General features: G+C 42.0%; 12 protein-coding genes. 5 read left to right on the forward strand and 7 right to left on the reverse strand.

The genetic code is table 11. The features are described 5' to 3' along the window. Positions 1-77 precede the first annotated feature (77 nt). Genes WC407_RS06405 through WC407_RS06420 form a run of 4 tightly spaced genes read left to right on the forward strand, consistent with a single transcriptional unit; the run spans position 78 to position 3189 of the window. Positions 78-617 carry a hypothetical protein gene (locus WC407_RS06405; RefSeq protein ID WP_373021773.1) on the forward strand — a complete coding sequence of 180 codons (540 nt, stop codon included), beginning with the start codon at positions 78-80 and terminating at the stop codon, positions 615-617. Between the two features lie 57 nt (positions 618-674). Next, positions 675-872 carry a hypothetical protein gene (locus WC407_RS06410; RefSeq protein WP_373021774.1) on the forward strand — a complete coding sequence of 66 codons (198 nt, stop codon included), beginning with the start codon at positions 675-677 and terminating at the stop codon, positions 870-872. After that, a complete protein-coding gene (locus WC407_RS06415) occupies positions 872-1819 on the forward strand; it encodes a YbgA family protein (RefSeq protein ID WP_373021775.1) in 948 nt (315 codons plus the stop codon). Before WC407_RS06410 ends, WC407_RS06415 begins: the two co-directional genes overlap by 1 nt. Then, positions 1819-3189, forward strand: coding sequence for a deoxyribodipyrimidine photo-lyase (locus WC407_RS06420; protein WP_373021776.1), 1371 nt, complete (start codon positions 1819-1821; stop codon positions 3187-3189). Before WC407_RS06415 ends, WC407_RS06420 begins: the two co-directional genes overlap by 1 nt. 30 nt (positions 3190-3219) lie before the next feature. Here WC407_RS06420 and WC407_RS06425 read toward each other — a convergent pair whose 3' ends face one another. Beyond that, positions 3220-5481, reverse strand: a complete 2262-nt coding sequence (locus WC407_RS06425; protein WP_373021777.1) for a diguanylate cyclase — start codon at positions 5479-5481, stop codon at positions 3220-3222. A 106-nt stretch (positions 5482-5587) separates the two neighbouring features. On the opposite strand from WC407_RS06425, the gene WC407_RS06430 reads away from it, so the two are divergent. Next, positions 5588-7195, forward strand: coding sequence for a methyl-accepting chemotaxis protein (locus tag WC407_RS06430; protein WP_373021778.1), 1608 nt, complete (start codon positions 5588-5590; stop codon positions 7193-7195). Here the strand turns inward: WC407_RS06430 and WC407_RS06435 are convergent. From WC407_RS06435 to WC407_RS06460, 6 genes are all read right to left on the reverse strand, one after another. Continuing rightward, positions 7192-7953 carry a protein-glutamate O-methyltransferase CheR gene (locus WC407_RS06435; RefSeq protein WP_373021779.1) on the reverse strand — a complete coding sequence of 254 codons (762 nt, stop codon included), beginning with the start codon at positions 7951-7953 and terminating at the stop codon, positions 7192-7194. The two genes, WC407_RS06430 and WC407_RS06435, sit on opposite strands and share 4 nt — an antisense overlap. Before the next feature lie 3 nt (positions 7954-7956). Further along, positions 7957-8550: a CheB methylesterase domain-containing protein gene (locus WC407_RS06440; protein ID WP_373021780.1), complete on the reverse strand. Its 594-nt coding sequence runs from the start codon at positions 8548-8550 to the stop codon at positions 7957-7959. After that, on the reverse strand, positions 8547-10028 hold the full coding sequence (locus WC407_RS06445; protein ID WP_373021781.1) for an ABC1 kinase family protein: 1482 nt from the start codon (positions 10026-10028) through the stop codon (positions 8547-8549). The genes WC407_RS06440 and WC407_RS06445 overlap by 4 nt, the downstream gene beginning before the upstream one ends. 47 nt (positions 10029-10075) lie before the next feature. Further along, positions 10076-10330, reverse strand: a complete 255-nt coding sequence (locus tag WC407_RS06450) for a hypothetical protein (protein ID WP_373021782.1) — start codon at positions 10328-10330, stop codon at positions 10076-10078. Between the two features lie 82 nt (positions 10331-10412). After that, positions 10413-11174 (reverse strand): MBL fold metallo-hydrolase, encoded by a 762-nt coding sequence (locus WC407_RS06455; RefSeq protein ID WP_373021783.1) that lies wholly within the window; start codon positions 11172-11174, stop codon positions 10413-10415. Continuing rightward, positions 11164-12681 (reverse strand): response regulator transcription factor, encoded by a 1518-nt coding sequence (locus WC407_RS06460; protein ID WP_373021784.1) that lies wholly within the window; start codon positions 12679-12681, stop codon positions 11164-11166. Before WC407_RS06460 ends, WC407_RS06455 begins: the two co-directional genes overlap by 11 nt. Between the last annotated feature and the right edge of the window lie 118 nt (positions 12682-12799).

The following is a 12799-nucleotide window of genomic DNA, read 5'->3' on the forward strand; positions in this document are numbered from 1 at the left end:
CATTTAAAAAGGCGACACCATTGTTGCAGCGCAACTTATACCCTAAAATTTCACATCTAAATTACGAGGTGCAAATATTGAGATTTTTACTATTGATAATCACTATGACTCTATCCCTTTTGGCATCGGATGTCACCCAAAAAATGACTCCGAAACAACTGCACGTTCTTCAGGCAGTTCGAGACGTTGCTAAAAGTATACCTGACAAAAACGGCAAGACATATGAAAATGACCTAAGTGCCATCTGTCTAACTGAAAGCAGCGCGGGCGATCATACCATCGGTGATTTTCGACATAAAAAGTCTTTTACCAAAGCCTCTCTCGGAGCGATGCAGATTCAAGTTGCAACAGCTCGCCATGTATCCCAAAACGTCAAGAAACTGCACTGGCTTAGTACCCTTAGTGATGTACAGCTTGCCGGACGTTTGCTTGGAGATATAAAACTTTCCGCAAATATAGCAACCCATTACGTTATTTTGCTACATGAAAGACGAATCGATCATCTATACGCTATCAGCGGCTACAACGGTGGATCGGTTAACCGACCGTACTATGAACGCGTTATGAAAAATAAAGACATAGTAAATCGTCTTGTCTTATCCGGTAAATTATCCTAAAGTGAATTCTAAAATTTCGTTATAATACTCCTACAGTATCAATGGAGGAGCATTACGATGGATGACGATAAATTAAAACTCATTCTCGCTGTATTAGGCGGAGTCGTTTTTAGTTTGATATTTGTCCTTCTCGCTTTTGTCCTCCCTATTAAAGACTCTATGAGTCAAGAAGAAAAAGTACAACAAACTCTGGAAAAAATTTCTAAAGGGATCAAAGAGGGTGAAGTGCACCCTCCTCCCGGTGAAAAGCACTGATGACATTAGCAGTATCCGCCTGTCTGCTCGGTGAAAGAATCCGTTTTGACGGCGGACATAAACACGATCGTTTCATTACCGATGAGCTTGGAGCGTTTGCCGAGTTTGTCCCCTTTTGTCCTGAACATCTTGCATTTAATACCCCGCGTCCTTCCGTTAGGCTCGTCAAGATTGCCGATGAGATACAGGTCCATTCCAATAAAAGCGGAGAGGATCTAACTACTCCTTTAGTGCAGCAAAGTCATAATGAACTTTTTCGACTCCGAACCCAAAAACTGTGCGGCATTATTTTCAAATCCAAGTCTCCCAGCTGTGGTCTCAAAAGTGCCAAACTTTATCTCGAAAACGGCTACTGTGAAGGGAAAGAGGATGGCGTCTTTGCCCACCTGTGTCGTGAACATTATCCACTCCTTCCGATGGAGGAAGAGGGGCGGCTTGAAGATGCATGGTTGAGAGAAAATTTCATTATGCAACTCTTTGCCTATGATCGCTTTGAACAACTCAAAGCCTCTAATCCTACGTTTAATGATCTCATCCATTTTCACACCATCCATAAATTTATGCTACAAGCCAAAGATGAGCAGCTCTACCGTGCTTTAGGTAATATTACAGGTAACCATGACTCCCTTCCGCTTGAAACGATTTTTGGGATGTATGAGTTTGGATTTAAAACCGCAATCGGACGTAAAAGCTCCATTAAACGTACCCGAAATGTGTTGGAACATATGGCAGGATTTTTCAAAAACGATCTGGACAAAAGCGAAAAAGAGATTCTTCATAGCCATATCCAAGACTATACCGATAAAATCGTCCCACTCATACTCCCCCTCTCTACGATTCATCTGTATGCCAAAAAATACGATACACAATACCTTCTGAACCAAATTTTTCTTGATCCCTACCCCAAATCGCTCGCCTTACGTTCAGCTATTAACAGCGGAAAATAATGAGACGAATTTTATGGTTCCGACGTGATTTGCGCGTTGTTGATAATCCCCTCCTATCTTTTGAAGGAGATGCCCTTCCTATCTTTATCTTTGATCCCTGTATTCTAGATTCGCTTCCATCTAATGATCGGCGAGTAACCTTCATCTTTAACACACTTACACAGCTTAGAATCGCTTTAAAGGCACGAGGACTTAATCTCGCATTATTCTATGGAAAGCCGACCGATGTCTTTAAATGGCTCTTAAAAACCGGTTCCTATACAGAAGTTTGTGCTTCAGGGGATTATGATAAATACGCGCAAGAACGAGATCTAGAGATATCTCATTTAATCGAATTTCATACGCTCCATGACACCTATATATTCCGCCCTGATGAAGTGCTTAAAAATGATGGTACCCCCTATCTCGTTTTTACCCCTTTTTATAACCGTTCAAAACTTCACTTCCGCCCCGAACATATGGCTGAATATTCCCTTGCGGTACAACGTTTAATCCATTTTGACTATGACACACTCCATCATGTTTCCGATGAAGAGCATACCCCCTTAGATATTGCCCTTGAATCAATCAACTTTATCCCTCAAACGCTCTCTTGCCTCTATCTTACATCGCCTCAGGAAAAACTAGCACAATTTACCACGAAGCTTACTCTCTACCCAAAAAATCGAGATGTTATGGCTCTGCATGCCACTTCCGGTCTCAGCAGCGATCTACGATTCGGAACGATATCGATTCGTGAAATATTGAGGTGGATTACTCAACAAAAAAGTCTTGGTATTGATACGGAACCTTTTTTTAGACAACTCATCTTTCGTGATTTTTATGCCATGCTCCTCTATCATTATCCGCATCTTAGTTCTCAAAACTTTCGCTATCCGTTTAAAGGTATTGAAAATGAGAGCTATTTCGAAGCTTTTTGTGCTGCACGTACAGGGGTCCCTATTGTCGATGCGGGGGTCAGAGAATTATTAGAGACCGGCAATATGCACAACCGTGTACGTATGATATGTGCCTCATTTTTTACCAAAAATTTACTGCTCCCGTGGCAATGGGGTGAACAATTTTTTGCAGCACATCTAATGGACTATGATGCAGCCAGCAATATCCTATCATGGCAATGGAGTGCGGGAACCGGGGTTGATCCGCAACCTTATTTTCGAATTTTTAATCCGTACACCCAAACGGAAAGATTTGATAAAGAGGGAATCTATATCAAAAAATACCTTTCTGCGATCAGAGATGTTCCATCAAAGATTTTGCGTGATGAACAGGGATTAAAAGAGTATTCTATAAACAATTATCCGCACCCGATCGTTGATCATAAAATAAGTTCAAAAAAAGCATTGGACTATTTTAAAAGCACGCTTTAAGGGGATGTATTACATTTTTCTCACCCCTTATTATGCACGCTGTACTTGATTTCTCCCATTGGCTTTGGCCTCATACAGAGCCGAATCTATTCTACCGATACATTCATGGACGCTATCGGTAGATAAAAATTCCCCTATCCCGATGCTGATCGTAACCGAATTACTATCTATGAAAGGATATTTTTCTACCTTGTGGCGGAGATTTTCAGCTACATTCATAGCCTCATCCATATTCGTGTGAGGCAAAATCACCATAAATTCTTCACCACCCCAACGTCCGACAATATCGATCGAACGAACATTGTTTTTTAGAACTTCGGCCAACGCTTGAAGAACTTTATCTCCCGTTTGATGCCCCTGCGTATCATTCACTGCTTTGAAAAAATCGACATCAATCATCATCACGCTACAAGAATATGCAGGATAGCGATGCACTTTTTTCTTCTCTTCAATAAGTATTTCATCGGTTTTTTGTCGGTTATATAAACCCGTAAGCTTGTCGGTAGTCGAAAGTTCCAACAATTTAGCATTGTAACGCTTGAGCATAGAATAGCGCCATAAAAACAGTATAAGGAGTGCACTGAGAGCTACAAGAACTTTCCAAACCACTGCACGGTCTATCCATGACACTTCTTCGACTGTCGACACCCAGCGGTTATAAATCTTCTGCATTGTCGGCTCATCCAGATTTTGAACCAATTTTTCAAAAATATCATGGAGAAGAGGTTCATCCTTGCGGGTTCCTACACCGAGGTCAACCTTGTCATCAAGGCGTGATGAGACTTTTAAAACTCCCGGATACTCTTTTTGGATATACGAAGAAATAACGATCAGATTATCAATATAGCCATAAAGCTCTCCGCTTTCTACCCGTTTCAATCCATCCGTTATCGACTGGACCTCTACGATATTCAAATCAGGATTTTGTGACTTAAGTTTCTCGGCAATTGCATACCCTTTGACCACTCCGAGTTTTTTATCGCGTAGCGTCGTAATGTTTTCAGTAAACGGTTTATCCATAGTCGTCGCCATTACAATCGGAAGCGTTACGTACGGTGAAGTAAAATCCATATACACGAGACGTTCAGGGGTACTGGAAGCAAGAGAGAATATATCACACTCCCGTTTTTTGGCCTGTTCAATCGACTCATCCCATGAATCTGCCAATCGAAGTTCAAAAGGAATTCCCAATTTATGTTCAAAATTTTTCATCACGTCGGCTGCGATTCCAATATGTTTCCCCTCACGAATTGCTTCAAACGGATACCACTCCGGATCAACACACACCACTATTTTTTTCTTTTGAAGAAGATACTCTTTTTCCTTCGATGTTAATGAAATACCGCTAGAAGAGGATGCGATGACATCTTTGAACATAAAATGACCCAATTTTTGCCCCGGAAATAAAGAGCCTGCCTGTTCCAGTTGCTTAAAAGAGCGGATGGTCAACTCCTCATTGGCTTGACCGATTGGATAGAAGTCGGTCATCATCAACTTTTTGGTCACTTTTGCTTCATACATGAGTGCATCACGCGATTTTTGTACGTGATATTTACGAAGGAGAAGGGTAATAATTTCATTCGGATGCGCAAGCGCATATTCCCACCCTTTATTGGACGCATTGATAAATTTTTGGGTCTGTTCCGTATGATCCAGTGCCTCTTTTTGTGACGTAAACAAATTAACCGCACTCATGACAAAGCCGTATTCTGCCGGATCAATGACTTCATAAGGAATACCCGCTTGATCGAGAGTATAAAGCTGATTTGAGAGAAAGGCACTCATAACATCTACTTTCCCCTCCATAAAGTCTTTTGAATGGAATGTATGATCTTTAAAACGGGCATTTTGAGAAGAGATGCTGAAATGGTCCAGCAATAGAGCCAATGAACTGTATTTAAGCTCATCCGTTGTCCCCATAATCGTTTTTCCGAGCATATCAATCGGATGTTTTATCCCCTTTTGAGCAACAAAAACGAGTGGTGAACGCTGAAAGTAGGTGGCCAGTAAAACAATCGGCTGAATACGTCCCTCTTCAACAACAATACTGGAATTATAAACACCGTAGGTCGATTTTTGGTTCAGAACATCCGCAACAATATCGGTACCGGCTTGGTATTCGCGTAATTGGACATCCAAGCCGACATCTTTGTAAAATCCTTTCTCTTTTGCAGCAATAAAACCTGCAAATTCAAACTGATATTTCCAATCCAGCTGGAGAGTCACTTTTTGTAAATTACTTTGTCCAAACAATGGATAAATAATAATAAAAATAAAGAAAATAAATTTCATTAATAACCTTTTAATCGCACAATAATTTTACCTACATATCTTTTAAAAACAGTTCTTTAATTTTTCATACGATATAATTATATTAAATTATACTATGGGAATTCAAATGATTAGATTAGAGACTATTAAAGGGAAACTCAGTGCATTGATGGCACTCAGTTTAATTACCTACGTAATTCTCATATACTTATCGTACACCAATATTCAAGAAGCAGACACAACCATTGATAAAATGGTTTTACTAGCCGATATTCGTGCTAATACCAACGGTGCCATAATGGAACTTCGAGGCTATCAATTGCATGCAGGAGACGCTGCCTATTTATCTCGCTATGAAGATCGAAATCAAAAGCTTTCCAAAGCTCTGGAGAAGTTATTAGCCATTACGATCTCCAAAGAGAACCAATCGTCTCTCAAAAATTTAATCTCTCAACATCATGCATGGATGGAGGGGAATGCTCCACGTATCGCAATTATTCAAAAATACGGTAAGAAAATTTTTGATGAAGCGTTTGAAAATTCAACGGAGGGGCAAAAGTTAAAACAGCTCGGAAAAGCAGCCGAAGCATTGCAAACAACTTATATCGATGACTCTATAAAACTCAATACAGAGATGGAAGAATCCAATAAAAATCGACTCAGTAACAATGCAACATGGATGAATACTATCATTCTCCTCTCGGCAGTCATCATATTAACCATGTTTTATCTTCTTATCCGGAATATCACGGCTTCTATCTCCCGTTTAGAAGAAACCATAGAAACCATTGCCCATAATCGTGACTTTACTCGAGACACCAAAATAGAAGGGAATGATGAGCTCTCCCAAATGGGACGTAAACTCAATGAACTTGTAAGTATGCTGCGCCAATCATTTCAAAGAATCCGCTCTGCATCCAGTGAAAACCTATCCGTAGCCGCAGAACTCTCTGCAACTACCCTAAGCATTGGTAAGCTTGCAGAAGAAGAGGCACAAATCGTTGCCCAAACAACCTCTGAATCCGATCACATGAAAATTACCATGCAAAATTCGGCACGCGAAGCACAAAGTGTTCGTGAAAAAGCCCTCAATGCTCGTGAAAACCTCCAAGAAGCTCAAAAAGCACTGCATAATACCATTGAGCAGCTCTCGCTCACCGTTCAAATGGAAGGGGAGATCAACGAGAGACTCAACGCGCTCTCTCAAGAGGCATCTCAAGTAAAACAAGTCCTTACCGTCATCGCCGATATCGCCGATCAAACCAATCTTCTCGCCCTCAATGCTGCAATTGAAGCGGCACGGGCAGGAGAACACGGACGCGGATTTGCCGTTGTTGCCGATGAAGTACGCAAACTTGCCGAACGAACTCAAAAAAGTCTCGTAGAAACCAATGCAACGGTCAATGTCATCGTACAATCGATCAACGATATTACCGATCAGATGAACCATAACACTAACCGTATCGAACAACTAGTAAGTGCCTCAGCCGAAGTGGATAACCACACTGAAACTGCGGTTAATGCACTGGCACACACAGTCGATGCTATCGAAAAACTCTCTGAAGATACGCAGACCAATGCCGATACGACCGATGCAATTATCCGTAAAATCGGTAAAATCAATGAACTCTCAACCTCCAATGCACGAAGTGTTGAAGAGATTGCTTCGGCAGCTGAGCATTTACACCAAATGACAGAACGTTTAACCGATCAGGTCTCCGTATACCGCACTTAGGTGTGATATATCACACCCCGTTCTTTTCGCATTGGAGTAAATAGCTCTCGTGCTTGGATATGATCATCTGCATGCCCTAAAATCAAAAATCCCTCTAAATGATCCCGAAACCGTAGCAGCAATTCTCTATTTTTGGACTTGTCAAAATAAATCATCATGTTACGGCTAAAAATAATCTCAAAATTCCCCAATTCATTCCACAGATACGGATCAAATAAGTTTCCCGAGAGAAATCGGACACTCATACCTTCTAACGCATTAATTTTAAATTCCTGATTTTGCATACGGAAATAACGTTGCACTATTTCCGGCTTTAACGCATGAATGGAACGCTTTGAATAAACCCCTTCTTGTGCACGCCGAATCATCTCAGGAGAGATATCAACTCCAATGATCTCGATCGCTCTGGTCAATCGTAGCGACGATTCCAGAATACGTAATGCTATCGTATACGCTTCTTCACCACTGGAACTTGGGGCACAGAGAATTCGTATCGGCTTGGAGACACCGCTTCGATCGATTTGGGGCAATATCTCATCTATCAAACGGTCAAAATGGTGAGATTCTCTCTCGAAATAGGTCTCATTGGTAGTGATAAGATTAAGCAGAGTGTCGGGGAGCGGTTCATGCGTTTTGGGAAGTATGCCGCCATTATCTAGATAGCGTGAAATACGGGCGCGATCGGTAGCACGTGAAAGGACAATTCCGGTCTCCTGTTGAATCCGCTCCAAAATAGCGCTAATAGTCTCTTCTCGCATACTCTACTGCTTCCCAAACTGAATCATTGCTTCAATCATCTCAACAGGGGAAAGAATATAGCGTGCACCGCCCCTCTCTATTGCCTGACGCGGCATACCGAATACCGCGGAACTGGCTTCATTTTGACAAAGCGTCATCCCCCCCTCGGATGCGATCTTAACCATCCCCTCCGCACCGTCATCTCCGATTCCGCTAAGGAGGATTGCCATGATAGATGAGGGTTCGTACACCTCTAACGCACTTAAAAACATCTCATCGACACTGGGTACAAAATCTTCCCGAGCCCCTTCATGAGCATTTTTGTGGCTCACTATAACCGTCTCTCCCTTCGTACCAAAAGAGAGATGATTTCCGCCGTGAGCGATTACGATCATTTCACCGCTTAGGATTAACCCATCACTGGACTCAACAACACTATTGGCCGTACACGTTTGGAGTCGTGTCGCAAACGAATGGGTCAATTGGGCAGGAAAATGTTGCACGATACAAATGGGATGGGGATAATGTTCCGGCAATGCACGGATAAGTTGCTCAATAACCCCCGGTCCTCCGGTGGATGCTCCGATAAGGACAATTTTAGAACGATACTGTTTCATCGATACCATAACCTCATAATTGCCGCCCCGACAAGGATATAGGCCAATTCGTTTATCCCCCCCATCCATGCACTCATCGCCCCTAAAGATAGGATGAATGCCATAATGATCGGACGCAGAGAGCGTTCAACACTTTGTTTTATACTCTCCAGTTGAAGAGGGGAAAGTTCAACCACTAACTCCCCTCTGCTGGCGCGACGAAGTGTCTCTCGGGCAGCATGTACGTCATCGGGGAGATGCTTAATCTCATCGATAATGCTCTCAAGCAAAGAGTCTTTCATCCCCAACGCACGCGGGATATTGCGTTGTAATATCGGAAGAATATCCTTGATTCCATTAAAATTCTCGATATAGGTCGTCCCAAGACCTTCAATAATTGCACTTACCCGCAAAATATAGATCGCCTCTTGGGGGAGTTTAAAAGGGAGATTACGGGTCTGTTCCAATACTTGAAATGCTAATTCTTGCATACTGCTGCTATCAAGGGCATCGTTGGCAAATATCTCAAACATCCGTTCGGTAAATTCGGCAAGTTCTGCCGTAGGAGCATCATAGGCAACGGTACCTAACCGCTTAGATGCACTTACATAAGCTTCATAATCTTGCTCATTGGCAGCGCGTAAAAGCTCAATAATCGCAATACGGGTCGGGTTGGATACCCTCTTTACCATCCCAAAATCAAGCAATACCAGCTGAGCATTCGGTGTAACGAGGAGATTGCCCGGATGTGGATCGGCATGAAAAAAACCTTGTACAAGCATCTGATCGGTGTAAAAACGGACCAGTTTATCGATAAGGGGGATAATATCAATACCACTTGAGAGAATTGCTTCACGCTCATCAAACCGCCATCCCACCTCATAACTCATTACCAAGGCATCATCACAACTGTACTGAGGATAGGGACGGGGGAAAATAACCCCCGATGAAGCGTACATATGAGAAAATTTCTCCAAATTAGCACGTTCATGGTTGAGACTGCACTCTTGAACAATCATGGTGGAAAATTCAGCAATAACCGACTCGATTGAGTGACGCGTCGTATGGGAAAAAAGGGGGTTAAAAAGGATATTAAACCATGTAACAATTCGGATGTCGGCACGAATACGCTTTTCGATACCGTCACGTCTAAGCTTTACCGCAACTTTGGTATTCTCATCCAGCCACGCTTCATGCACTTGACCGATCGATGCGGAAGCGATAGGATTGGGATTAAAGCGAATAAAAGGGAGTGACGGAAAGGCTCGATTCATCACCCTTTCATACGCATCTATCGGCATCGGAGGAAGGTCATCGTGAAGGGTTTTTAGAGAATCAAGATAGTCAGATTCAAAAAAATCGTTACGAGTAGCGAGCACTTGGGCAAGTTTAATAAAACTGGCACCCAAATCCGTAATGGTATGAGCAAGTGCTTTAGGTGAAAAGGGGGTAACCCCTAAAAAACGGCTCTTTTTTTTGATCAGAAGATAAAATGACAATAGAAGCCGGAATACACTCCACAATCGAGCGGGCGAATAAAGACGACTCACGATTTGAGCGCTTCGATATCCTTTTTAGTCGCAAGTCCCAGTTCTTCAATCACCTCTTTAATAGCGGTTTTAAGTTCCTCTTTGAGACGAGTCTCCTCATTTTCACCGCGTGTCTTTAGGTTCTCCAAAAAACTTTTGGATTCATCGGCATTGAGTTTCCCTTTTTCTTCAAGCTTTTTAAGTTCCTCTTCGACTCTCTCTTTGAGCAATAACGCTCCCCCCATACCTGTGTACAATAACTCTTTTAGCATGACAAACTCCTCTCATTGATATTCCTGTATTATAGACATAAATCGAGAAATATCGCTACTCTATTTTTGTCTCTCTTCGCTTTTAACATCCATAGAGTTCTTCAGAATGTTCCCATCCCCCCTCAACCTCTTCAAACCATGCCAAAAATTGTTGGGCAAATTCTCCTTGAAACACCGATCCATGCTGCGGAGCAATCATATCTACCTCATTAGCTCGGACACATTTTACCCATGCACGGCAAAAACGGTTAGCCGCCATATAACGTCCGTGAAAACTCTCCAAAAAAGGACGATGCTCTTCGAAATTGTCAACTTTTTTATGAAGATTCTGAGGAGAGAGAACCGCTGCACCGATATCACCGGAAAAAAGAATTTTTGATCGGCTATCATAAAGTGAAAAATTGCCCGGAGAATGAAGGAAATGGGCCGGTATAAATTGTAAAAAATCATTCCCGAATTTAATCTTTCCACCGTGATCTTCAAGGGCGACTATACGCCCCATATCCATCAAGCCATAATGTCCCATAAATCGAGTCCAGAGTTTTGATACGACCAACTTCGCCGTTGTCGAAACACTCCATTCCGCAATGGCTCCCGCAACGTCAGGATCTTGGTGTGAAAAGAAGATGTATTTAAGTTTTGAGGGATCTATATGGCGAGCGACTGCATCGTACAACTCACCAAATACAGCTCCGCTCCCAGGATCGATCAAGACGGCATTATCGTGCTGAATAATCAAAAATTGGTTCACCGAGAGAGAATAATCTTGATGGTCTTCATCTTCAAGACTGAACATCACACATTTGTGCATTCCATCATCATACAACAGAGTTTCATTTTTCACTTTGCAATCCTTTAAATTCTCGAATCAGCACCATTTGCCGTTTCGCGACGTAGTCGATCATATTCTTTTGCGCTTGCCCGTGTAACTCATACGTGCAAACCACCTCATAGTTGTGTCTCCCTTCGTCAATTCGATACACCTCCGCACTGGTATTGATAATTATCGGTCGTAGCGCAGTCGATAAAACGATATCAATAACAACCGAGTGTTTTAACTCAAATCCCGATGGAAGGGTTGAGAGTTGAAGCCGAATTGCTTTGATTGAAATATCTAAAATAACAATATCCGTATCAAATTTTCGTCCCTCGTACAGCAGAGTAACTTTTACATCGTCATCCGGTACCACACGAATCGCTTGCCGACGGGTTGGAGAGGTTTGTACCATTTTATAATGGACAAAAGTGACACTCTGCGGATCAAAATCGATCCGCTTGATCGTATTGCAATATATCGCCATCGGAAACAACTCCGAAGAGAGATAAAACTCCTCTTCATGCTGCATCGCTTTGAGCTGAACATAAGGGGTTTTGAGGACAACCTCTTTTTCCCCGACCGCTATAATGATACCGTCATTGGTAATACTAAGCCCCTTATAGAGGTTATGGACACGAATTTTTGCACCGCTGCGCATCGCCATCTCCAATAATCCGCGAACCACTTTTTCATCTTTTGCCAAACGTTCACGTTCCACTGCACTGCTGTCATAAAGTTTTAGCAGATTTAATTCGCTGACGTCATTGAGCGATAAAACCGCATACCCCTCTTTTTCGGGAATACTTTGATAATTGAGGACAAAATGGTGTGATATCCCCTCCGTATCTGCTATCTTGACATTGAACAGTTTACCTTGATGGTGAGAAAGATGATCAAACCACTCCATATCATCGTGATTGTATAAAAAACCGTTGTGTTCCAGCAACAGCTCTCCAAAAGAGACAAATTGTTTACGAAATATCTCTGTACTTGGTACCCCGAAAAAATCGAGACAAGGCTGATTCGCCATCACCACATTCTGTTTGTACAAGAGTAAAACCTGATTGTTTTGATAATTGAAGATGGTATGGAGATTCGTGGTAAAAATACGGCGATGGAGCTCATCTCGAAGCAGCTGAGAACATCGTTCAAGGGTTTCAACAAGGGTTTCAATCCGAAGCGGTTTGACTAAAAAATCAAAAACACCGATCCGAAGTGCGCGATGAAGCAATTTGGGGTCATCATTGGCACTGGTAATAATGATTTTTGCATCGGGATTGATCCGTAAAATAGCTTCCGCCATTGTCAAACCATCCATTTTTGGCATGCCGTAATCCGTAATGACAATATCCGGTCGATGCTGTGTAAAGAGATTTAACCCCTCTTCTCCATCGTATGCCGAGTAAACGGTGTCCACTATTTTTTTAAATAATACACTTGCTTGAGCATTCAAACCACGATTATCTTCAACGTACAATAAAGCATAGGACTGTAATGATACATGCAACTGCTTTAGCGTCTTTGACTCGACCATCCAACCCCATCCACATAAGAGATATTGACTAAGAATATCGAAAAAAATCTTAGGTAAAGTCTTAAAATGAAAAAAAAATGGCTAATTTATCTATTTATTTGTTTTGGTCACAACTTAG

This window comes from Sulfuricurvum sp. (genome assembly GCF_041651515.1).
Taxonomy (GTDB): Bacteria; Campylobacterota; Campylobacteria; order Campylobacterales; family Sulfurimonadaceae; genus Sulfuricurvum.